We start from the raw sequence: 21,824 nt of genomic DNA on the forward strand, positions 1-21,824 counted from the left end.
TTGAGCACTTTTGCTAAGCATGACTAAGAGAGGCAACTTATGGCTATCACAGTACACTGCGATATCGTAAGCGCTGAGCAAGAGATCTTTTCCGGTACGGTTCAGTCTCTTGTGGCTGCAGGCAGCTATGGCGATCTGGGCATTATGCCTGGTCATGCGCCATTGTTGACTACTCTGCAACCAGGTCCTGTTCGTGTGGTTAAAGAAAACGGTGATGAAGAGTTTATCTTTGTGTCTGGCGGCTTCCTAGAAGTTCAGCCACACCGCGTTACTGTTTTGGCTAACACCGCCACTCGTGCCAATGATCTGGACGAAGAGGCAGCACTAAAAGCTCAGGCGCATGCTAAAGAGCTTTTAGCGAATCAAAAACCTGATGTTGACTACACTCGTGCGACAGCTGAGTTGGCAGAAGCCGTTGCTCGTCTGCGTACACTTCAACAGTTTCGTGATCATAAATAATCGAAATGGTTGAGTAAGCGTCAAAAAAAGCAGCCTAAGGGCTGCTTTTTTTATGTCTTACTTTTTTATGACTTATTAGCCGAACCAAATGGGGTTATAGCATTCTCCATAAGGTATCGAAAATGATCTGTTGGGCCTTTGCTATGTCCTGTGATTCCAGTACCACGGCCGATGGAAAATTATTGCTGGCGAGGGAAATAATGGCACATTTTGGTGGATAAATAGCAATGTAACTGGCGTCAACCGCCCCTTCTGTTTTAATCCATTTACGTTCGGACAGCTCCGCATCTTCACCACCGTCACCTAAAGCGATAACCTTTACATTGATCCCCAGCTTAATTCGTTGCTTGGTATAATTTGGAAAAGGGCGATACAAATACGGTCTTATTGGTTTGGATGAAAAGACACAATATTCTTTGTTATCCTGCTCGGAAACTACGTTTAAAATGTCCCGCAAAACCCATTCAATGCCATCATCTCCTTCATAATAACGCACATTAGTCTGATGATAGTCCGGCTGTTGCTGGTGCAAATTTGGGATAATGGTGTTTTTTAACGATTCAATGGTTTTGTCCAAACGTTGACGTTTTTCCTCAGCCAGATCAAGTAAAATGTCTGGGCTTTCAGCGGAGAAAAAGCGGCGTTTCCCCTTGGGGAAGTAGCTCACAACGCCTTTGCTTTGCAATTGCTTTAAGGATTCATAAGCACTACCACGGTTCACACCACTGTGTTCCGCGATATCTCGAATCGATGACGGCCCCAATTTTAATAGGGTTTGATAAAGCAAAGTTTCTCGTGCAGTTAGTCCGAGTTGTTCAAACGCATCTTGACTCATGGCGGATAAGGACACCTGATTAAAAACAAATAAGTGAGTAGAATACACCGAATACGCGTGACACGCAGGTCTATTGTCCATGCGATAGACAAAGCGTACAGAGAAAAGTTTGGAGAGAAAAGTGACAGATGAACAACGATTTGGTGGCATTCGCCGCTTGTATGGCATTTTGGCTTATGAAGCGTTCCTGCGCTCGCACGTTTGTGTCATCGGGATTGGCGGCGTGGGCTCGTGGGCGGCAGAAGCGTTAGCGCGCTCCGGTATTGGTCGTATTACCTTGATCGATATGGATGATGTGTGTGTGACCAACACCAATCGTCAAATTCATGCGTTAGAGGGCAACGTTGGTAAAGCCAAAGTGGATGCCATGCAAGAACGCATCGCCTTGATTAACCCTGACTGTCAGGTGACTTGTGTTGAGGACTTCATTACTCCAGACAACCTTGCTGAACTGCTCTCTGAGCCGTCTGATTACATTATTGACGCCATTGACAGTCTTAAGCCAAAAGCGGCTCTGGTGGCTTGGTGTAAGCGTAACAAGCGAAAAATCATTACAGTTGGTGGTGCTGGCGGACAAATTGATCCAACACAAATCCAAATCGCGGATTTATCACGCACCGAACAAGATCCGCTCGCGGCCAAGTTGAGAAATTATCTGCGCCGCCATTATAACTTTCCTCGTAATACCAAGCGACGCTTTGAGATTGAATGTGTTTATTCCCTTGAACAGCTAAAATACCCGCAATTGGATGGAAGCGTTTCTGAATCTCGACAAAAAGGGGATACAGAAACCAAGATGAACTGTGATACGGGTTTTGGTGCCAGTACTGTGGTCACAGCGACCTTTGGTTTTGTGGCGGTGAGTCGAGTGCTTAAGAAACTGGCTCACAAGGTGGACTAAGTAATGATACCGACCACAATGACTTTCTTTGAACGCTTTGAGGCCGATATTCTATCTGGCAAAAAGACCATTACTTTGCGTGATGACGCTGAAAAGCACTATGTTCCTGATTCTGTAGTGACTGTATCTACTTTCGAAGGTGGTCGTGAATTTTGTCGATTAAAAATAGTGTCTGTCGAGCCTGTCTTGTTTGACGCTTTAACGGATTATCATGCCGAGCAAGAAAACATGACGCTGGCTGAATTAAGGGAAGTGATTCAAAACATTTACCCAGGGATTCAACAGTTGTATTTGATCTCTTATCAGCTGGTTTATGCATGACAAACAAACTGATTCTGCTCATCTACGACAAAGAATGTCTCGCCTGACATCTTGTATCCAATATTAATATCTTGCTGTCATGTGCTACTGAAAATCTTAGGTAAAACCAAGATTAATAACTTAAAGCAGGATGATAATGAATGATTTTAGTGAGATGTTATCCTGTCCAAAATCGCCAATACGCCATTGGTCCGTGAGCTGGTTAGATAATGAGACAAGTTGAGTTCTGCCAGTTCGGCTTTGAGATCTATTTGTTGGATATCGGCTCGTGTTTTTCCTTGTACTAAGCTCAAGATGGCAACGAGTACGCCACGCATGAGTTTGGCGTCGCTGTCGGCTTTGAAGTGGCGTTCATTGCCTTTTTCTTCAACGATTAACCAAACAGCGCTTTCGCAGCCTTTTATTTTGTTTTCTTCGATTTTTTCGTCGGCGGACAAGCGCGTTAAGGTTTTGCTTAACGTTACTAATGCTTTGAAAGTGTCTTCTTTGCTTCGGCAAGCCTGTAGTTGGGCTTTTATGTTTACTGCCTTTTGTTGTCCTAAAGAGTCGGTCATTGCTTGTTACTCGTCGTTTAATAGATCTATGGCTTCTAGAAGGACATCGCAGAAGCGATTGGCTTCTTGCATGGTGTTGTAACAGGCGAAAGAGGCTCGCAATGTTCCGGACACTCCAAGTTGTGCCATCAAGGGTTGGGCACAGTGGCTACCTGCTCGAACAGCGATACCTTGGCTATCCAGATAGGCGTTGAGATCCAATGTATGAATATTGGGTACAGATAACGACACCAATGTGGTGTGCTGCTCAGGAGAGTATATTTCCACATTAGCGGCTTTTTGTAGGGTCACCCATACATGATTCGCAAGCTGTTGTTCCCAAGCTAGCATGCTTTGTCTGTCTTGTTGGTCGATAAAGTCGCAGGCGGTGGCCAAACCTATGGCACCTTCCATATGGGGAGTGCCCGCTTCAAGACGATAAGGTAAGACATTGAATTCAGTGGCTTGGTAAGACACCTTAGACACCATTTCGCCGCCAGTTTGGTAAGGCATTAACACTTCTAAAGCGTGGTGTTTACCGTACAACACGCCAATACCGGTTGGGCCATACATTTTGTGGCCTGAAAACACATAGAAGTCACAATCTAACTTAGTCACATCCACTGGATAGTGTGCCACGGCTTGCGCGCCATCTACTAGGGTAAAGGCGCCATGTTGTTTGGCTTGCTGGATAAGTGTCTCAATGGGCGTGTGAACGCCAATGGCATTGGAGACTTGTGTGACGGCAAAAATCTTAGTGCGTTCAGTAAAGTAGTGAGTCAATTCCTCTTGCCATTGAGCATCTGATGTTAAAGGCAATACGCGCAGTCGTGCGCCTGTGCGAAACGCCAGTTGCTGCCAAGGCACGAGGTTAGCGTGATGTTCTAAACTGGTGATGAGTATTTCGTCACCGGCTTGAATCAGGTGCTCTAAGCCATAGGCCACAAGATTAATGGATTCGGTGGTGCCTTTTGTCCAAATAACCTGACTTTGTTCTGGCGCATTAAGGAATTGCGCTACGCGCTGACGTGCGTTTTCAAACTGGTCCGTGGCCATATCACTCAAATAATGGGCGCCACGATGAACATTCGCATTGGCGGTTAAGTAATAGTTTTGCATGGCTTCTAACACACTTAATGGTTTTTGTGTGGTGGCCGCGTTATCCAAATAAATAAGAGGGTTGTCGTAGGCCTGTTGAGCCAAAATAGGAAACTGCGAACGAATGGAAAGAGGGTCGAATGCCATAACTGCCTAATATCGGTATATTCTTAGAAAACATCCGTAAAATTGTACCTTAATAGCCATAAAATTCAGGAATTAATGGCCTTTTACTTGCGTTTTTTTTAGACAGAGATAATGATTGATAACAGTTATAAATTCATTGGCTTAAAAAGGTACAAAGCGGTGGCGGATTTTTTATATAAAGGTGTCGTGGACTGGTTTTTGGAGCAAGTATCGCAAGATGCACTCAATCCTGGCGATAAAATGCCGTCACTGCGCGCTTTATCTAAGCAGCTTGGACTCAGTTTAAATACGGTCATTCATGGTTATGAATTATTAACCAAAGACGGTTGGATCGAGTCTCGCCCTAAATCTGGCTATTTTGTCTGTCATCGAAGCGAAGTGAAACCCGCTTTGTTACTTGCTGGCGAGTCTCCACATGTCTCAACAGGACAAGACACAAAATCCGCTTGGGCATGTTTAGCTCACCACGGTGCTCTTGTGGATCAAGCCAGTGCCTATGGCCAAACCTCGTCTAAACAAGAAGACGATGCTTTGCCTGTCTTGGGCAAAGGCCATTTGTCGGTCAGGGAAGTAGTTAATGATTACTTAAAAGACATGGGCATGAAATCCAGAGCTTCCCAACTTTGGTTAGGGCGCTCCCCGCTGGCGATGTTGACCCAAAGTATTCAAACACTGACCGAGAAAGGGGAGTCGGTTTTAGTCATCACACCTTGTGATCCTAGATTGACCAGTACTCTACAAAGCTTGGGCCGTCGTGTCATTACCATCACGGCTGGTGATCGTGGCGTGGATTTGGATTTGGCCATTCGTTGTTTGCGAGAAGAGCCGATCAAACTCATTGTTTTGCCTGGTCAGTTTGCTTTCCCTGCAGGGCAATTGATCAGCAATTTGAGCTTACGTCGTTGGTTAGCCATTATCGAAGAGACTCAATTACCGGTTATTGAATGGGACCTGTGTTCACATTTAGCTTATCGCAGCGGGCCATTACTCACCTATAAGTCTTTAGATCAATCGGATCACATTGTGTACATTGGCGGTGTCGAGAATAAGGCCTCTGAGATGACAATGGCTTGGTGTTTACCGGGTCGTCATCATGAAGTATTGGATGGGGCTTTCTTAGCGGCAGACATGGCCTTGAATGATGTTCAGCAGGCTTGCCTTAGTGACATGCTTAAGATCAACAGTAAAGCGTCTATTACGCGTCGAGCAAGGGACGTTTGGGCGAATGCGGAACGCATCAAAGCCTATTTAGACGAACAATTAGGAGACCAGATTAGTCTGGTCAGCGGTAAAGGTGGGATGGCGTTATGGATGCGCTTAGCAAAACCGGTCAATAAAGAGACCATGCCTGCTTTGATTGCGAGCTTTCGTCATGTCATTGTCCCTGGTGGTTTATTAAGCCCAGAGCAAGACGCAGATCACTGGCTCGCATTGAATGTGACGGTGGACGACGTCACGTCGGCTGTTAGTCTTTTAAAAGATTACTTATTGCCTGACTTGGGGATGTCGGAAGTCGCTTCTGACATCAATGTTGAAGTGACTTCCGAGCTGCCACAAGACGCTTTAACGAAACAAGAGTCATCCACAGAAGATCACGTTAACGCAACAACGGAACCGTCAGCAGATCAGCAAGAAGTTGAGACGTCCCAGGATAAGAGTCGGTCGGAAGAAGAAAGAAAAGCACCTGAACCTCTCTATAATCCTATGTTGGATTTAATTAATCATGATTTTGGTTAATCGCATCAATATTAAGGCGCTTAAAGCGCCTTTTTAATGCTCTCAAGCATGCTCAAATGGTTTTGATAATCCAACGGAATGGAAATTAATTGATCGCCTTTTAATAAAGCTAATGAAGGGAAAGAGTTTAGATGTAAGTGCCTTGCTTGCTCTATTTCTTCTTCCAACAAAGCTTCTTTTTCTACGTGCATCATGGCTTTCTGAAAACCTTCGGCTTTTAATCCTATGTGTTCAGCGCATTCGGTTAAGGTCTCTAGGTTAGAAGGGTTTTTAGCGTCCAAATAATAGGCATGCTGAATAGCATGATACATTTCTTCTTCCAAACCAAAATCCCGTGCCACATAGCAGGCACGACAAGCTGGGTAAGTAGAGCGTCTTGGCTCGTTTTGTTGCCAAAAGTCAAAATTGAATTCTGTGCCGAGTTGTTGGTGAATGTTTTGCCAAGTAGCTTGTAACTTAGTACGCATGTTATTTGGCATGGGCGCATCAGAATCGACAGCTAAGCCGCCTAGCATCGGCTGTATTGATAATTTTTCCTCGTCAATGAGCCCTTGAAGTGCTTTTTGGAGCTTGCTCCAAGTGGGGCGAAACCCCCAACACCAGCTGCACATTGGGTCATAACAATAAATCAGTGTAGCGGTCATTTTGCTTTCCTCTATAGACGAACTGTGGTTACGCCAATAAAAAATACGGCATGACAAATTAGCAAATATGAACCAGAAGAGAAACAAAAAAGCGGCCATCCGTTTTAAACCGATGACCGCTTCTCAGACTTATTTTAGCTTCGGCCGTGTTTAGCCTTTGATTACTTGAGCAATGGCTTCACACAAAGGGGCCATATTATCGTGCGTCATACCCGCTACGTTAATACGCCCAGATCCGACAATGTAAATACCGAACTCATTACGCAATTGGTTGACTTGATCTGGCGTTAATCCAGAGAAAGAGAACATACCTTGCTGCTGTGAGATGAAAGAAAAATCTTGTTCTACGCCTTTCGCTCTCAAGGTATTCACAAACAGGCTGCGCATTTCATGAATTCGCGTGCGCATGGTATCCAGTTCGCTCTCCCATAAAGCATACAGCTCAGCGTCGTTCAAAATTTCAGCAACCACCGCTGAACCATGAGAAGGCGGGTTCGAGTAATTGGTGCGGATACAGCGCTTGATTTGAGTGAAAGCCGATTCTGCTTGCTCACTGGTTTCACAGACAATGGTTAATGCCCCAACACGTTCATTGTATAAGCCAAAGTTCTTAGAGAAAGAACTGGCAATCATCATTTCAGGCACATGATCCAAGAAGGTTCTTAGGCCTTGAGCATCGTCGTTTAAGCTTTGTCCGAAACCTTGGTAAGCAAAATCAAACAGTGCTAAGAAACCTTGCTTACTGCAGAGCTTCGCTAACTGATACCACTGCTCTGGCGTTGGGTCGATACCGGTTGGGTTGTGACAACAGCCGTGAAATAACACCACATCGCCTTCAGGTATTTGCGATAGGCTAGCGAGCATGGCTTCAAAGTCTAATGTTTTGCTGTCAGCGTTATAGTACGAGTAACTGCCTACTTCTAAACCGACTGATTGGAAAACCGATTGGTGGTTTGCCCATGTTGGGTTGCTGACCCAAATAGTGGCTTCAGGAAGGTGTTTTTTAATGAATTCAGCCGCAACGCGAAGGGCGCCAGTACCACCAGGAGTATGGGCAGTCTGAGCAAGTTGCTTACTAATAATCGGGTGACCTTCACCAAACAATAAGGTTTGTACGGCACTGCGGTAGTTAGGTCTACCTTCAATGCTTAAATAGGTTTTTGATTTTTCCTGGAACAACAAACGCTCTTCCGCTTGTTTTACAGCCTTTAGAATAGGCGTGTGGCCTTGTTCATCCTTATACACACCAACACCAAGGTTAATTTTGTTTGGGTTGGGATCTTTTTTGTAAGCGTCGTTCAGACCTAAAATTGGGTCCGCTGGAGCAGCTTGGATATGTTCAAACATGTTAACTCCCCAAGAGGGTTATTTTCTTTTTTATTATGGATTAGAAGATATTAAAAATCAGACATATGGTACTCGAAGACGTGAGTAACCGCTATAAATGAGGTCAAAAAGCAGGTGGAATTACTGTATCAAAATGTCATTTAACGTTAGAGCTTGTTTTTTTATGGTAAAGCGAGCTCTCCAAGAGCCAAGTAGGCTTGGTTAACAAGGCTTCTAGCACGCTGAGCCTAGATTAGGTTAGGGCTAGGTATGTTTGAAAAGGGGGGGATTAATTTAATCGTCCCAACCATTAGATATGTCGTGATATAAGCGTTTCTGTTCTAGATGCTGTTCAATCGCACGTCTTGCTTTCAGCATTCTAGCGGCATCATCCTTTTGATTGCGCTGTTTTTTTTCATTATCCAAACTAATCGAAGCGTGTAGAATATCTGTTTTTACTTCGGTTAGTGTTTCAGACAAATTGCTCATCGTAACCCCCTTTCTAGCCTTTCGATGACGTAGAAATGCACAGAGTACTGTCATCAATCGTTGAAAAAAGTCAAAATAGACAGACAACTTAGTTAAGGAAGGTGCGAATAAAGGGCAATCCACACGCCGATCCCTATGGGGGTCAGAACAGTGCGAAAATGATTGCTATCGCCAGTGGCGCTTATTTGTACCTACCCTAAAAACGTATAAAAAACGTAAATCGTTCAAAAATCAACCTATTTTTTACACGTTTTTTATGACAAACACATTAATTTAATCACGGCGGACGGTAATGGACGTTTCTTTTATCCTGGATTCATTGAATGACAAGCAACGCGAAGCGGTGGCAGCACCATTGCAAAACAGCTTGGTATTAGCTGGGGCTGGATCAGGAAAAACTCGAGTATTAGTACATCGCATCGCTTGGCTGATGCACGCTTATGAGCTGTCTCCATACAGCTTGATGGCGGTGACCTTTACCAATAAAGCGGCTCGAGAAATGCAAGGGCGGATTGAAGAGCTGGTTGGCGTACCTCCGCAAGGTATGTGGGTGGGAACCTTTCATGGACTAGCACACCGTCTATTACGCGCCCATTGGCGTGATGCTGGATTGAAAGAAAACTTTCAGATCATGGACAGTGATGACCAACTGCGGTTGATTAAGCGCATCATGCGAGAGTTAAGCATTGATGATACCCGCTGGCCACCCAAACAAGTCGCCTGGTTTATTAACGGGCAAAAAGATGAAGGCCGTCGTGCTGCGCATGTGCCTGACAGTCATGACCCTTTCACAAAAGGCATGCGCGAGCTTTATTACCATTATGAAGAAGCCTGTGAACGAGGTGGATTGTTAGATTTCGGTGAATTATTACTGCGCGCCCATGAGTTGATGCTCAGTACGCCAGCATTACTACGTCACTACCAAGAGCGATTCCGCCACGTTTTAGTGGATGAGTTTCAAGATACCAACACCATTCAATACGCTTGGCTACGTGTCATGGTTGGCGATCAAGGTACGATCACGGCTGTTGGGGATGACGATCAGTCAATTTACGGTTGGCGTGGGGCGAAAATCGAAAACATTCATAACTTTAGTAAGCACTTTGACGATGTTCAGACCATTCGCTTGGAGCAGAATTACCGTTCCACTGGCCATATCTTGAACGCGGCCAACGGTTTGATTCAACATAATGATGATCGATTAGGCAAAGAACTGTGGACCGACAGCGGTGAAGGGGAGCCCATTTCTGTCTACGCGGGTTTTAATGAACAAGATGAGGCGCGCTTCATTTTAGGCATCATTAAAGAATGGCGAGATAAGGGAACATCGCTCACTGACATGGCGATTCTATACCGTTCCAATGCTCAGTCTCGGGTGATTGAAGAATGCCTTGTTAGGGAACAGATTGCTTATCGTATTTATGGTGGACACAGATTTTACGACCGATTAGAAATAAAAAATGCCTTAGCCTATGCTCGCTTAGCACTCGATCCGAACGATGATGGTGCCATGGAGCGAGTGGTGAATGTACCGCCTCGTGGTATTGGTGAGCGCAGTATTGGTACGTTAAGAGAGATCGCGCGTGATCAAGGTTGCTCTATGTGGCAAGCTGCGCAAGAAGTGGTGCGACAGTCTCTTATGCCGGCTCGTGCTACCAATGCCATCAAAGTCTTTCTGCATCTGATCGAAGGTCTCAGTACGACGGTTCAGCAGCCTGATCTGAATTTGAATGACATTTTTGAACAGATCATCGATGAAGCAGGTTTGATTCCTTTCCATGAAAAAGAGAAAGGGGAGAAAGGCGAAGCACGTATTGAGAACTTAAAAGAGCTAGTCGGTGCCGCTGGTGGCTTTAGTTGGAACGACGAAGAGGAAGAATTTAGTTCGCCTCTGATGGCCTTTTTAGATCAAGCGGTATTGGATGCAGGCGATCAGCAGGCGGACGAATATCAAGATGCCGTGCAACTAATGACCTTGCACTCGGCAAAAGGGTTGGAGTTTCCTCTGGTATTCTTAACGGGCGTCGAGGAAAACGTTTTCCCCAGTAAGATGTCATTTGAAGAGCCTGGTCGTTTAGAAGAAGAGCGACGCTTGTGCTACGTCGGTGTCACCCGAGCGATGGAAAAGCTATACATTACTTACGCTGAATCACGTCGTTTGTTTGGCAGTGAATCCTTTAACAGTCCTTCTCGCTTTATCAAAGAAATACCACAAGACTGTTTACAAGAGGTGCGTCTGCGTTCGCAGATCAGCCGTCCAGTGTCCTTACAGCGTCCAGACTACCAATCAGAGAAAGAAAAGCTGCAAAACAGCCGTGTCTTAAACCGTTATCAAGCACCAGAAGTGAATGTCAGCATGGGGGATCGTGTGAAACACCCCGTGTTTGGTGAAGGCTTAGTGGTGAATTATGAAGGTCAAGGGCCACAAGCTCGTGTGCAGGTTAACTTTGATGATGAAGGCAGTAAGTGGTTGGTGCTGTCTTTCGCCAAATTGGAAGTGCTTTAGGTTTTAAGTATTCGAGAGATCACTTACATAGATTGTAGGTGATCTCTTTTGCTTGCGCCTGTCTCCCCTCGGGAGCAACGCGTCAGCACAAATTAGGTAGACATGAAGAGATTAAACTCATTTATATTCATTGAAAAAAATTTCGAATCGATCTGGATCTTTTTCCGCTTTCACTGCATTTAAAAATATTTGATCATAGGAGCTCCAAAATATTCTTGGATCTGATTCTTGAAGTGATTGTTTTAATGTATCTATTTTGGTGTTTAAACCTAAGATTAATTTATTTAAGCTTCGGGGAGCGAGTGCAATGCCAAAAATAAAACCGTTTTCATTGCTATTTCTAAATACATCCCACCAAAACTCTTGGTTAGAATCCCCCTGAAATAGAAGAGTGGCATCGAAAATATCATTTTCTACTTTTGGGCTATCGATACCTTTTTGTCTTAATAGCGCCATACCTTTTTCGTTTTTAGTATCGACATACACTCTATTGGCGCTAGTAAAGGGGATGATATATCGCCACTCCTTTTCGTACATCCATTCGTCGGATTTGGTTAAGTAGTAGTATTTCGCAATTTCTTGAACAGAGGTCGCCAGAAATGAACCATCATAAGGACGCTTTTTTCGATAATTAACTTTGTCGAACATTGCATCAGAGCTAGTTGCTATGTGGGCTACATTGAATAATTGAAAAGGATCTAATTGATCAATATCCAATTCTATTACAATGCCTTGATGATCTTCAGCATAGTGAGACCACATCAATAGATTATCTGGTGATTCGGTTAATGAAATAACTCCATGCCCATCCATAAATTTACTTAACTCTCTAGCAAAATCACTTCCTAAAGGGTTGTTATGCGCTATGGCAAGTTGACCTATTGATTGCGTAGTTGATTCAGTGATGGAAACTTCAAAGGGGTCGTTTAGTCCTGACCTTGGGGTGACCCTTAACCAAGGATCTTTTAGGAACTTTGAAGAAACAGATTTTGATAAATATTTATATAATTTCATAGCTAGGACGGTTATACCTAAAATATATTTATAGAAGACTAATTTAGGGAAATGATGGTTGCTGTAGGTTTAACGTTCACCCTCAAACCCATGCCAGATACGAAGTACGATGATTATTTCTCTGTGAATGGAATAACGCACAATGTAATTGCCAAATATCATATCTCTTACTGTTTCTGGTGACGGCGCTAATTTAACAGCGGCTCCGATATGAGGAAAATCCACGAGTAGATTTATTTTACTAATGAGTTCTTGTGCTACTCGTAACGCTGCATTTGGGTTGTGTTTAGCTATAAAATCACGCAACCGTTTTAAGTCGTTAATGGCTTCTTCCGTGTAAACCAGTTCCATTATTTTACCCTCGGTGCGTCCTGTTCGTTATCTGTTCCCCAGCTGTTTAGCCATTCGTGAACTTCTTTGCCCGCGACCACTTTTCCTTTTGCAGCGGATTCCATCGCCTCTAGAGTTTGTTGCCAACGTTCTTGTTCTAGCTGCTGCTTCTCAAGATACTCAATTAAAGCTTGATTGATTACCCAGCCTTTGCTTCGTTGTAGTTTGTTAGCAATTATCTCTAAGCGCTGCTCAGTATCATCTTGTAGTCTTACTGTTGTGACGCTCATATCATTTATACTCTCGTTTATAATCTACAATACAAAAAATACACTGTAATACATCATAGTTTAGTTTGTATTTTTTTAATTGCAGCAAATTTTTTTAATTGGTTGTAGACTGTTTAGAGTTGTAAGTATTTAGTTATTAGGAGTGTGACATGGCGATTCGTGTTGGTTTGATTGGTTTTGGTTTGTCTGGCCGGGTGTTTCATGCGCCTTTTGTGGCAAATGATCCACACATGTCGTTAGCTTATGTTTGCAGCTCTAAAGCGGACGAAGTCAAAGCCGTTTGGCCAGATGTGGCGGTTGTGACGGCGGCAGAAGACATCTTTACGGCATCAGATGTGGATTTAGTGGTGATTACGACACCGAATCAGTTGCACTTTGATCAAGCCAAACAGGCTTTGGAAAATGGCAAGCATGTTTTATTGGAAAAACCATCTGTTACCAGTGTTAAACAAATAGAGTCTCTCTGTACCCTTGCTAAGCAAAAAAGCTTGATCTTCTGTGTGTATCAAAATCGCCGTTTTGATGGTGATTTACTGAGATTAAAGTCTCTTATCGACAGTGGTGAGTTGGGTGAACTCAAGCACTTAGATTCTCGCTTTGATCGCTTTCGCCCGTTTCCTCAATCTCGCTGGCGTGAAGAGCCGGGAGTTGGGACGGGGATTTTTTGGGATCTCGGGCCGCACTTATTAGATCAGGCGTTGTTTTTGTTTGGTCCTCCAAAATGGCTGCATGCCAGCATTGATCGTTTGCGAGAAGCGAGTCAAACCCATGATTGGTTTGAAGTGGAACTGGGTTATGAAGACAAAAGGGTTCGTTTGGCCTCAACACCGTTTGAAGCGGGAGATATGCGTCGCTTTAACGCCAGGTTTAACAAGGGCAGTTGGCAATGTCTTGGTTTAGATCCGCAAGAAGAGGCTTTGAGAGCAGGTCAAATGCCTTGGCAAGAAGATTTTCCATCGCAAGCTCAACAACAGATGAACAAACGTTTCATTGCTCATACTCAAGAGGATATTGAGACCATAGTAGAAGCCTCGACAGCGGGACAATACGCGTCATTTTACGCGCAATTAAGACAAGCTATCTTAGGTCAAGCGGATGCCCCTGTGCCCATGACGGAAGCTTGTCAATTGATCTATTTGCTTTGTTTAGCTGAGCAATCAGCCGAGACAGGGCAACGTGTCTCATGGCATTACACTGCTCAATTTTAGGAAAACGCTTAAATTCTGACTTTTTGTTCAAAAAAGGTTGAGCAAAATTCCTACAATTCTTATTATCTGTCGCCCTTTTTGTGTTTTTGCGTGAAAAGGGCACTTTTCTGTCTGATCTTATAATAAAAATACAATCGATGGCGCATTTAGGGTGTTCTATTGATTCGACCTATCTCAATGTTTGGTGATGACGACATCACACTGACATGTCACAGACAGCATTTCATCATAATCAAGTAACTGGCTTCCTAAGGGAAAAAAATGCGTAAATTAATGGTCATGGGCAAATTAGCGTTCGCTGGTTTATTCGCCCTTCTTTTAGTCGCTTGTGGCGGCGCTGAAAAAACAGAAGACACTGCGCAAGCAGAACAGAAAGCGAAAACCATTCACTGGAAAATGGTCACCACTTGGCCAAAGAATTACCCAGGTTTAGGCACAGGTGCACAAGCCTTGGCTGACAACATTAAGTTGATGTCGAATGGGCGATTGGACATCAAAGTCTATGCGGCGGGCGAATTAGTACCGGCACTAGAAGTATTTGATGCGGTGTCTCGTGGCACAGCGCAAATGGGCCATGGTGCGTCTTATTACTGGAAAGGCAAAGTGCCAGCGGCGCAGTTTTTTACCACGGTACCGTTTGGTTTAACGGCCCAAGAATTCAATTCTTGGGTGGCCTACGGTGGTGGTCAAGAATTGTGGGATGAGTTATATGCTCCATTCAACTTGATCCCAATGGCAGCGGGCAATCCTGGCGTGCAAATGGGCGGTTGGTTTAATAAAGAAATTAACTCCCTAGCAGATTTTCAAGGCCTGAAAATGCGTATGCCTGGTTTAGGTGGCGAAGTCTTGAAGAAAGTCGGTGCGATGCCGGTTAACTTGCCTGGTGGCGAAGTCTTTACCGCGCTGCAAACTGGAACCATTGATGCCACCGAGTGGGTTGGTCCCTACAATGATTTAGCGTTTGGCTTATACAAAGCGGCTAAGTACTACTATTACCCTGGTTGGCATGAGCCAGGCTCTGCGGTAGAAGCTCTTTTCAATAAAGAAGCGTTTGAAGCGCTTCCTGCTGATTTACAAGCCATTGTTCGTACTGCTGTGAAGCAAGCGAACCTAGACATGATCAATGAGTTTACCGCTCGTAATAATGCGGCCCTACAGACTCTGATTAATGAACATCATGTGGTGTTGAAGGCTTATCCTGCGGATTTATTGTTAGCGCTTAAAAAGGCATCTTACGAAACCATTGCTGAAGTGGCATCACAAGATCCGCAAAGTCAGAAGGTTTATGAATCCTTTAAAACCTTCTTAAATTCTGTCAGCGCTTGGCACGATGTGTCTGAGCGAGCGTTTATTAATGCTCGTGCGGCTGAATAGATATCCACTTTAGGTTGGCCGTTTCAGCCAACCATTCCAGTGATAAACGAAAACGCCTTTCTCTGTTGAGGAAGGCGTTTTTTGTTTTACGCCAAAAAAATCCTCTAAATCAACAATAAATAACAAAAAGGCCTTGAGAGCAGGCTCAGCAATTCATACTATCTCAATCACTTAGTGCATAAAATGTGTCTATCGAGTCCTGTTTTTTACATATTTAAAGGCAGGCATGTGATTAGGGTTGCATAAATAGATTTTTTACCAAGCTAAGTCCTATAAAAATAAGTGAAACTAGCCTCTTGAGGGATAACGAATGAGTAAAATAAAAACCTGGAGTAAGTTGGCATTGCTCGGCTTAACAACGGCGACTTTAGTAGCCTGTGGTGGTTCTGAGAAAGCGGAAGAAACCGCAAAAGTGGAAACCAAAGCAGAAGTTATCAATTGGAAAATGGTCACCACTTGGCCAAAGAACTTCCCTGGTCTGGGAACGGGTGCTGAAAACCTAGCGAAAAGCATCAATGAAATGTCCAATGGTCGTATCAATATTAAAGTCTACGCAGCGGGTGAATTAGTACCGGCACTTGAAGTATTTGATGCCGTGTCTCGCGGTACGGCTCAGATGGGTCATGGCGCGGCGTATTATTGGAAAGGCAAAGCGCCAGCCGCACAGTTTTTCACAGCGGTTCCCTTTGGTTTCACCGCCCAAGAAATCAACTCTTGGATTCATCACGGTGGCGGCTTAGCACTGTGGGAAGAAATTTACGCACCGTTTAATCTAATCCCAATGGCGGCTGGTAACACGGGCGTACAAATGGGTGGTTGGTTCAACAAAGAAATCAACTCTCTAGAAGACTTCCAAGGCTTAAAAATGCGTATCCCTGGTTTGGGTGGCGAAGTATTGAAAAAAGTCGGTGGTATTCCCGTTAACCTACCTGGCGGCGAAATCTTCACTTCCCTACAGACAGGGGCGATTGATGCGACCGAGTTTGTTGGCCCATACAATGATCTAGCCTTTGGTTTGTACAAAGCGGCGAAATACTACTACTACCCAGGTTGGCATGAGCCAGGTTCTACGATGGAAGCCATCTTTAATAAAGAAGCGTTTGAAGCTCTACCGAAAGATTTACAGTTGATTGTTCGCGCGGCAGCTCGTCAGGCCAATGCTGAAATGTTGGATGAGTTTACAGCGTTGAACAACTCAGCATTGCAAACGTTAGTGAATGATCACAATGTGTCTTTAAAACCTTTCCCAGAAGATGTGTTGTCTGCTCTGAAAAAAGCGTCTGCTGAGACACTAGAAGAAGTGGCGGCGGCTGATCCAATGAGCCAAAAAGTGTATGACTCCTTCAAAGACTTTGGTAGCAAAGTTCGAGCATGGCATGAAGTCTCTGAGCGTGCTTACATCAATGCTCGTGAAATTGATTAAGTTATTCTAGCGGTGTAAATCCTATAGATGAGCGTATAAAAGCTCTGTTATCTAAGATAGCAGAGCTTTTTCTTTAGGGACCTGGCCATATACTCGTGGTCGTCATACGTAATGTAATATTTAAAAGTTAGACAAAATAAGAAGGTTTTATAAATGGACGTAGTAAACAGCTTGATTAAAGGATGCCTAATTGCCATGACAAGTTTGCTATTGGTCGCTTGTGGTGGTTCTGAAGAGACCAAAGAAACCGCTAAGTCAGACTCAAACGCAGAGGTCATTCATTGGAAAATGGTGACAACTTGGCCGAAAAACTTTCCAGGTTTGGGGACAGGGGCGGAAGGTTTGGCAAACAGTATTACAGCGATGTCTAACGGGCGTTTAACCGTAAAAGTATATGCTGCAGGTGAGTTGGTTCCAGCATTGGAAGTATTTGATGCGGTATCGCGTGGTACGGCTCAGATGGGGCATGGTGGTGCTTTTTATTGGAAAGGAAAAGTACCGGCTTCACAGTTTTTCTCCGCGGTACCGTTTGGTTTTACAGCACAAGAAATGAATTCTTGGCTTCACTATGGTGGTGGTTTGTCTTTGTGGGAAGAGATTTACGCACCCTTTAATCTAATCCCAATGGCGGCTGGTAATACGGGCGTACAAATGGGCGGTTGGTTCAACAAAGAAATCAATTCATTAGAGGATTTCCAAGGACTAAAAATGCGCTTGCCTGGTTTGGGAGGAGAAGTCTTGAAGAAGGTGGGTGGGATTCCGGTTAATTTGCCTGGTGGGGAAATATTTACCTCCCTGCAGACGGGAGCAATCGATGCAACAGAGTGGGTTGGTCCCTATAATGATTTGGCATTTGGTTTACATAAAGTGGCGAAATATAACTATTTCCCAGGTTGGCATGAGCCTGGTTCTACGATGGAAGCGCTGTATAACAAAGAGGCATTTGAGGCCTTACCGAAAGACTTGCAATTGATTGTCCGTGCGGCAACCCGTCAAGCCAATGCGGTGATGTTGGATGAGTTTACCGCGAGAAATAATGCCGCCTTAGAAACGTTAGTGAACGATCATCAGGTTATTTTGAAACGCTTTCCAGATGAAGTTTTATCAGCTTTAAAGACCGCTTCCATTGAAACATTAGAAGAGGTCGCGGCAGCTGATCCTATGAGTCAAAAGGTGTATGACTCGTTTAGTGCCTTTAACCAGAAAGTAAGAGCATGGCACCAAGTCTCTGAACGAGCTTACATTAACTCTCGTGCTATGAATTAGAGAATGAAACAAGCGAGAGACTAAAAAGCCCCTGCTGTCACTGAGACAACAGGGGCTTTTTGATGCTGAGCCTTGCTTAGTCGTTCATGCTACCCAGTTCTAATAGAGTCGCATTACCACCGATCGCTGTTGTATTGTTCGACACGGTGCGTTCTGTCACAAAGCGAAGTATGTAGTGCGGCTTGGCGATGGTCGACAATTTTTCACTCTCTGTTTCTGCAACCAACTGACAAATGAGTCCAGATTTGGCGGCGAGTGTCTGATTCAATACCATGGCTTGTGCTGGTTCACACAATACGGCCACGCCAGCTAGATCGTCGGCTTCAATGAGTGAATCTTTAGCGGACTCGGCAATGTTCTGAATCACCCCTTCCGGGACAAAAGGCGCAATGTAATCCATGATTTGCTGACCTTCTGGGCCAACCGTAATAACTGGATTACCAGCGATTAATGCCGTAAAAACTTGTCCAACCAAACCAACCTTGGCTTTATCGGAGGAGATCTCGGAATAGCATAAGAAAGCGCCTCGTCCTTGGTTGGACAGTTCGTTACTTTCACCGGTTGGTCCCGGCATGATGCGAGTTTCAGCGATTTCTTTACGGGCATTTTCAATCTGCCATGTCGCCATTTGCTTTTGCTCGGCGGTAAAGGCATACAGGCTTTGTAGCAGTTTTTCTGCACGACCATGAACACCCAACATGTCCCATTTTTCGAACACAGCTTGCGCGACCTGAATTTGAATAGGTTTTACGATTGTCATGTCTGTCTCCCCTTAAAGGTCTTGTTCTGTCGCGAAACGTTGTAGGTAGTGAGGTCCGCCTGCTTTTGGCCCGGTACCAGATAAGCCTTGGCCACCAAATGGCTGTACGCCAACCACGGCACCTACTTGGTCACGGTTAATGTAGAGGTTACCGACACGAGCGCGGTTCGCAATACGAGCACACGTGGTTTCGTTGCGGCTGTGTACGCCCATGGTCAATCCAAAACCAGATTGGTTGATGGTGTCGATGATCTTGTTCAGGTCACGTGCTTTGTAGCGTACTACGTGCAGTATAGGACCAAATTTTTCATCGGTTAACTGATCAATACTGTCGATCTCAAAGGCCGTTGGTGGCACAAAGGTACCTTTGTTCGCAAGGTCTGGTAATTCCGTCTGTGCGATCAGTTTGCCCACCTTGGACATGTGCTCAATGTGCTCAAGCAACATCGTTTGTGCTTTTTGATCAATCACAGGGCCCACATCGGTACTGTGCAGGTAAGGCAAGCCAACGCTTTGTTCTTGCATCGCGCCCTTGATCATTGGAATTACGCGATCGGCAATGTCTTCTTGAACAAACATCACGCGTAAAGCAGAACAACGCTGACCCGCTGAAGCAAAGGCCGAACGTACGGCATCGCGAACCACTTGCTCTGGTAAAGACGTAGAGTCAATGAGCATAGCGTTTTGACCGCCGGTTTCAGCAATCACTGGCACTGGTGGAACATCTCGTGCGGCTAGGGTACGGTTGATCAATTGTGCGGTACCCGTAGAGCCTGTGAAAGCGAGGCCAGCAATGCGTTGATCGCTAGTTAAAGGAGCACCGACGCTGGCACCGTCACCAGGTAATAGATGTAAAACATCGCCTGGCACGCCAGCTTGATGTAACAATTCGATTGCACGTACCGCGATTAAGCTGGTTTGTTCCGCTGGTTTAGCAACGACTGTGTTACCAACGACGAGCGCCGCGACTACTTGGCCTGTGAAGATAGCCAATGGGAAGTTCCATGGGCTGATGCAGGTAAACACGCCACGTCCTTTCAACTGTGCCAGTTTTTCTTGGCCTAGGAAGTCAGTGTACTTGTGTGGTTCTGCAAAGTTGCTACGAGCTTGTTGCGCATAGTAACGGCAGAAATCCACGGCTTCGCGAACTTCGTCAATGCTGTCCTGAATGGTTTTACCCGCTTCACGATGACAAAGCGCCATCAATTCAGGGTAATTTTCTTCCATGAGGTCGGCCATCTTGTCTAGGCAATCCGCTCGTTCTGAGGCTGGTCGTGCGGACCAAGCAGGGAAGGCCGCTTGCGCTAAATCAATGGCGTTGGCCACGGTTGTTTGGTCTGCCCAGTCAATCTCACCAACCGCTTGGCTGTGGTCGTATGGACTCTTGATGGCGTGAGTTTGTCCGGTTTCGACTTTTTCACCGCCAACAATAGGGTAAGCGCGCCATTGTGTATCTTGTTCCATGAAAGCATCAATTTGCGCTTTGAACGGCGTCCATTCGGAATCAATTTCGATGTTTGGTCCAAAAGAGTTTTTGCGATCAGCAAACAATTTGCTTGGCAAATTAATATGAGGATTGGCTAAAGATTGACGGCTTTCCAATGTCGTCACTGGGTGATGTACCAGATCTTCAATTGGATAACTGGCATCTATCAAGCGGTGAACAAAGGAGCTGTTCGCGCCATTTTCCAGTAAGCGACGTACTAGGTAAGGTAGCAAGTCTTTATGGCTGCCTACTGGGGCATAAATGCGCACACACAAATCATTTTCTTTGATTAGGTGATTGTATAAAGCATCGCCCATACCGTGTAGACGTTGGAATTCAAATTCGTCATTTTGAGCACCCAGCTGCTTCGCTAAGCAACTAATGGTCGCAATAGTATGTGCATTATGGCTAGCAAATTGTGGAAAGATGTTGGCGCGAGTGTGTTCACTCAATAGAAAGTGGGCACAAGCAAGGTAAGAAACGTCGGTCGCTTCTTTACGAGTGTACACAGGGTAACCATCAATACCACGCTGCTGGCAGAGTTTGATCTCAGAGTCCCAGTAAGCGCCTTTCACTAGGCGTACAGGAATGCGATCGCCTTGTTCTTTGGCCAAGGCCGCAAGCCAAGCTAGTACAGGTAGAGCACGCTTAGAGTAAGCCTGAACGACCAAACCAAATAGTCCCCATCCCTGTGCAACCTCATCGCGGTACAGTTTTTCGAACAAATGCAGGGAAAGTTCCAAGCGGTCGGCTTCTTCGGCGTCTATGGTGATGCCAACGTTAAGCGCACGCGCTTTGGCGATTAAGCCTTTGACGCTGTCGAACAGCTCGCTCATCACGCGCTCTTCGTTAGCCACTTCATAGCGAGGGTGAAGGGCGGATAGCTTAATTGAGATGGTTGGACGATGACCCTTGTTGTAAGTGTCTTTACCAACGGATTCAACGGCTTGCTCGTATGAGCGTAAGTATTTTTGAGCGTCGTCAGCGGTTAACGCGGCTTCACCCAACATATCGAACGAATAGGTATAGCCTTTATCGCGATAGCCTTTACCACGAGATAACGCTTCCTTGATGCTACGACCTAATACAAATTGATGTCCCATGATTTTCATGGCTTGGTTCATCGCTTTACGGATGACAGGCTCAGAAACTCGATTGACCATGCGATTCACTAGATTAGCGGGTGTGCCATCTTGGCGCTCATCCATAGTAACGATTTTACCGGTGAGCAGCAGTCCCCAAGTGGATGCATTGACAAAGAAAGAGTCAGAATTTTGAGCGTGGGAAGCCCAGTCCGCGACACTTAATCTGTCTTTGATGAAGGCATCGGCCGTTTCTTTGTCAGGCACACGCATCAGTGCTTCGGCAAGGCACATTAACAAGATGCCTTCTTTTGTATCCAGACTGTATTCCAACAGCAGGGCATCAATCATGGACATGCTGTCGTCATCTTTACGCACTTCTGCAATAAGTTTAGACGCCGCATCAGTATGGCTCGCCAGCTCTGTCTCCGTGGGTTTTGCCAAAGGCAAAAGCTCTTTTAACCAGCTTTCTTCGTCCGCTTTGTAAAGAGGGGATATGAGCTGCCACAACTCATTGAGTGGCTTTTGAATGAAGTTAGGTTGTAATACCTCAATCGCTTTAAACATGGTTGTATTCTCCCGCGGGCAGCAATAT

20 protein-coding genes are annotated in these 21,824 nt (G+C 45.0%); 9 read left to right on the forward strand and 11 right to left on the reverse strand.

Features of this window, described 5'->3' with window-relative positions; all coding sequences use genetic code 11:
- The first annotated feature begins 39 nt into the window (after positions 1-39).
- Complete coding sequence (locus tag OA79_RS06170) at positions 40-459, forward strand: F0F1 ATP synthase subunit epsilon (RefSeq protein ID WP_063332345.1); 420 nt, start codon at positions 40-42, stop codon at positions 457-459.
- Between the two features lie 94 nt (positions 460-553).
- On the opposite strand, the gene OA79_RS06175 is transcribed toward OA79_RS06170, so the two are convergent.
- A complete protein-coding gene (locus tag OA79_RS06175; protein ID WP_063332346.1) occupies positions 554-1,294 on the reverse strand; it encodes a TrmB family transcriptional regulator in 741 nt (246 codons plus the stop codon).
- 121 nt (positions 1,295-1,415) lie between these two features.
- Here OA79_RS06175 and tcdA point away from each other — a divergent pair, with 121 nt between their 5' ends.
- On the forward strand, positions 1,416-2,195 hold the full coding sequence (gene tcdA / locus OA79_RS06180) for a tRNA cyclic N6-threonylcarbamoyladenosine(37) synthase TcdA (RefSeq protein WP_063332347.1): 780 nt from the start codon (positions 1,416-1,418) through the stop codon (positions 2,193-2,195).
- Positions 2,196-2,198: 3 nt separating this feature from the next.
- Positions 2,199-2,516, forward strand: coding sequence for a N(4)-acetylcytidine aminohydrolase (yqfB, locus tag OA79_RS06185; protein WP_063332348.1), 318 nt, complete (start codon positions 2,199-2,201; stop codon positions 2,514-2,516).
- 146 nt (positions 2,517-2,662) lie between these two features.
- Here the strand turns inward: yqfB and OA79_RS06190 are convergent, their stop codons facing one another.
- Positions 2,663-3,070 carry a SufE family protein gene (locus tag OA79_RS06190; RefSeq protein WP_063332349.1) on the reverse strand — a complete coding sequence of 136 codons (408 nt, stop codon included), beginning with the start codon at positions 3,068-3,070 and terminating at the stop codon, positions 2,663-2,665.
- 6 nt (positions 3,071-3,076) lie between these two features.
- Positions 3,077-4,294, reverse strand: a complete 1,218-nt coding sequence (locus tag OA79_RS06195) for an aminotransferase class V-fold PLP-dependent enzyme (RefSeq protein ID WP_063332350.1) — start codon at positions 4,292-4,294, stop codon at positions 3,077-3,079.
- A 111-nt stretch (positions 4,295-4,405) separates the two neighbouring features.
- On the opposite strand from OA79_RS06195, the gene OA79_RS06200 reads away from it, so the two are divergent.
- Entirely contained in the window at positions 4,406-6,031 is a 1,626-nt protein-coding gene (locus tag OA79_RS06200; protein ID WP_063332351.1) for a GntR family transcriptional regulator, read from the forward strand.
- A 20-nt stretch (positions 6,032-6,051) separates the two neighbouring features.
- On the opposite strand, the gene OA79_RS06205 is transcribed toward OA79_RS06200, so the two are convergent.
- The 3 genes from OA79_RS06205 to OA79_RS06215 form a co-directional block, all read right to left on the reverse strand.
- On the reverse strand, positions 6,052-6,675 hold the full coding sequence (locus OA79_RS06205) for a DsbA family protein (RefSeq protein ID WP_063332352.1): 624 nt from the start codon (positions 6,673-6,675) through the stop codon (positions 6,052-6,054).
- Positions 6,676-6,825: 150 nt separating this feature from the next.
- On the reverse strand, positions 6,826-8,022 hold the full coding sequence (locus OA79_RS06210) for an amino acid aminotransferase (protein WP_063332353.1): 1,197 nt from the start codon (positions 8,020-8,022) through the stop codon (positions 6,826-6,828).
- Between the two features lie 273 nt (positions 8,023-8,295).
- Positions 8,296-8,490, reverse strand: a complete 195-nt coding sequence (locus OA79_RS06215; RefSeq protein ID WP_063332354.1) for a PA3496 family putative envelope integrity protein — start codon at positions 8,488-8,490, stop codon at positions 8,296-8,298.
- A 292-nt stretch (positions 8,491-8,782) separates the two neighbouring features.
- On the opposite strand from OA79_RS06215, the gene uvrD reads away from it, so the two are divergent.
- Positions 8,783-10,996, forward strand: coding sequence for a DNA helicase II (uvrD, locus tag OA79_RS06220; RefSeq protein WP_063332355.1), 2,214 nt, complete (start codon positions 8,783-8,785; stop codon positions 10,994-10,996).
- Between the two features lie 117 nt (positions 10,997-11,113).
- Here uvrD and OA79_RS06225 read toward each other — a convergent pair whose 3' ends face one another.
- The 3 genes from OA79_RS06225 to OA79_RS06235 all read right to left on the reverse strand — a co-directional run bounded on the left by OA79_RS06225 (position 11,114) and on the right by OA79_RS06235 (position 12,630).
- Positions 11,114-12,010 (reverse strand): DUF2971 domain-containing protein, encoded by an 897-nt coding sequence (locus OA79_RS06225; RefSeq protein ID WP_082825396.1) that lies wholly within the window; start codon positions 12,008-12,010, stop codon positions 11,114-11,116.
- Positions 12,011-12,079: 69 nt separating this feature from the next.
- Positions 12,080-12,361, reverse strand: coding sequence for a type II toxin-antitoxin system RelE/ParE family toxin (locus tag OA79_RS06230; RefSeq protein WP_063332357.1), 282 nt, complete (start codon positions 12,359-12,361; stop codon positions 12,080-12,082).
- A complete protein-coding gene (locus tag OA79_RS06235) occupies positions 12,361-12,630 on the reverse strand; it encodes a CopG family ribbon-helix-helix protein (protein WP_063332358.1) in 270 nt (89 codons plus the stop codon). Before OA79_RS06235 ends, OA79_RS06230 begins: the two co-directional genes overlap by 1 nt.
- A gap of 149 nt (positions 12,631-12,779) precedes the next feature.
- Here OA79_RS06235 and OA79_RS06240 point away from each other — a divergent pair, with 149 nt between their 5' ends.
- From OA79_RS06240 to OA79_RS06255, 4 genes are all read left to right on the forward strand, one after another.
- Positions 12,780-13,838, forward strand: a complete 1,059-nt coding sequence (locus tag OA79_RS06240) for a Gfo/Idh/MocA family oxidoreductase (RefSeq protein WP_063332359.1) — start codon at positions 12,780-12,782, stop codon at positions 13,836-13,838.
- A gap of 261 nt (positions 13,839-14,099) precedes the next feature.
- Positions 14,100-15,212 (forward strand): TRAP transporter substrate-binding protein, encoded by a 1,113-nt coding sequence (locus tag OA79_RS06245; RefSeq protein WP_063332360.1) that lies wholly within the window; start codon positions 14,100-14,102, stop codon positions 15,210-15,212.
- Between the two features lie 310 nt (positions 15,213-15,522).
- Positions 15,523-16,635 (forward strand): TRAP transporter substrate-binding protein, encoded by a 1,113-nt coding sequence (locus OA79_RS06250; RefSeq protein ID WP_063332361.1) that lies wholly within the window; start codon positions 15,523-15,525, stop codon positions 16,633-16,635.
- A gap of 153 nt (positions 16,636-16,788) precedes the next feature.
- Entirely contained in the window at positions 16,789-17,901 is a 1,113-nt protein-coding gene (locus OA79_RS06255; protein WP_063332362.1) for a TRAP transporter substrate-binding protein, read from the forward strand.
- A 76-nt stretch (positions 17,902-17,977) separates the two neighbouring features.
- Here OA79_RS06255 and OA79_RS06260 read toward each other — a convergent pair whose 3' ends face one another.
- Positions 17,978-18,661 carry a hypothetical protein gene (locus tag OA79_RS06260; protein ID WP_063332363.1) on the reverse strand — a complete coding sequence of 228 codons (684 nt, stop codon included), beginning with the start codon at positions 18,659-18,661 and terminating at the stop codon, positions 17,978-17,980.
- A 12-nt stretch (positions 18,662-18,673) separates the two neighbouring features.
- A complete protein-coding gene (putA, locus tag OA79_RS06265) occupies positions 18,674-21,796 on the reverse strand; it encodes a bifunctional proline dehydrogenase/L-glutamate gamma-semialdehyde dehydrogenase PutA (RefSeq protein ID WP_063332364.1) in 3,123 nt (1,040 codons plus the stop codon).
- Positions 21,797-21,824: the final 28 nt, after the last annotated feature.

Origin of the sequence: Marinomonas sp. TW1 (assembly GCF_001625355.1) — a bacterium.
GTDB lineage: Bacteria > Pseudomonadota > Gammaproteobacteria > Pseudomonadales > Marinomonadaceae > Marinomonas.

Coding starts and splice junctions, on each gene's coding strand:
- OA79_RS06255 (WP_063332362.1), top strand. CDS start 16,789: ATGGACGTAGTAAACAGCTTGATTAAAGGATGCCTAATTGCCATGACA.
- OA79_RS06225 (WP_082825396.1), bottom strand. CDS start 12,010: ATGAAATTATATAAATATTTATCAAAATCTGTTTCTTCAAAGTTCCTA.
- OA79_RS06230 (WP_063332357.1), bottom strand. CDS start 12,361: ATGGAACTGGTTTACACGGAAGAAGCCATTAACGACTTAAAACGGTTG.
- OA79_RS06210 (WP_063332353.1), bottom strand. CDS start 8,022: ATGTTTGAACATATCCAAGCTGCTCCAGCGGACCCAATTTTAGGTCTG.
- OA79_RS06190 (WP_063332349.1), bottom strand. CDS start 3,070: ATGACCGACTCTTTAGGACAACAAAAGGCAGTAAACATAAAAGCCCAA.
- OA79_RS06215 (WP_063332354.1), bottom strand. CDS start 8,490: ATGAGCAATTTGTCTGAAACACTAACCGAAGTAAAAACAGATATTCTA.
- OA79_RS06170 (WP_063332345.1), top strand. CDS start 40: ATGGCTATCACAGTACACTGCGATATCGTAAGCGCTGAGCAAGAGATC.
- OA79_RS06245 (WP_063332360.1), top strand. CDS start 14,100: ATGCGTAAATTAATGGTCATGGGCAAATTAGCGTTCGCTGGTTTATTC.
- uvrD (WP_063332355.1), top strand. CDS start 8,783: ATGGACGTTTCTTTTATCCTGGATTCATTGAATGACAAGCAACGCGAA.
- OA79_RS06250 (WP_063332361.1), top strand. CDS start 15,523: ATGAGTAAAATAAAAACCTGGAGTAAGTTGGCATTGCTCGGCTTAACA.
- OA79_RS06175 (WP_063332346.1), bottom strand. CDS start 1,294: ATGAGTCAAGATGCGTTTGAACAACTCGGACTAACTGCACGAGAAACT.
- putA (WP_063332364.1), bottom strand. CDS start 21,796: ATGTTTAAAGCGATTGAGGTATTACAACCTAACTTCATTCAAAAGCCA.
- OA79_RS06200 (WP_063332351.1), top strand. CDS start 4,406: ATGATTGATAACAGTTATAAATTCATTGGCTTAAAAAGGTACAAAGCG.
- OA79_RS06235 (WP_063332358.1), bottom strand. CDS start 12,630: ATGAGCGTCACAACAGTAAGACTACAAGATGATACTGAGCAGCGCTTA.
- OA79_RS06260 (WP_063332363.1), bottom strand. CDS start 18,661: ATGACAATCGTAAAACCTATTCAAATTCAGGTCGCGCAAGCTGTGTTC.
- OA79_RS06240 (WP_063332359.1), top strand. CDS start 12,780: ATGGCGATTCGTGTTGGTTTGATTGGTTTTGGTTTGTCTGGCCGGGTG.
- OA79_RS06205 (WP_063332352.1), bottom strand. CDS start 6,675: ATGACCGCTACACTGATTTATTGTTATGACCCAATGTGCAGCTGGTGT.
- yqfB (WP_063332348.1), top strand. CDS start 2,199: ATGATACCGACCACAATGACTTTCTTTGAACGCTTTGAGGCCGATATT.
- OA79_RS06195 (WP_063332350.1), bottom strand. CDS start 4,294: ATGGCATTCGACCCTCTTTCCATTCGTTCGCAGTTTCCTATTTTGGCT.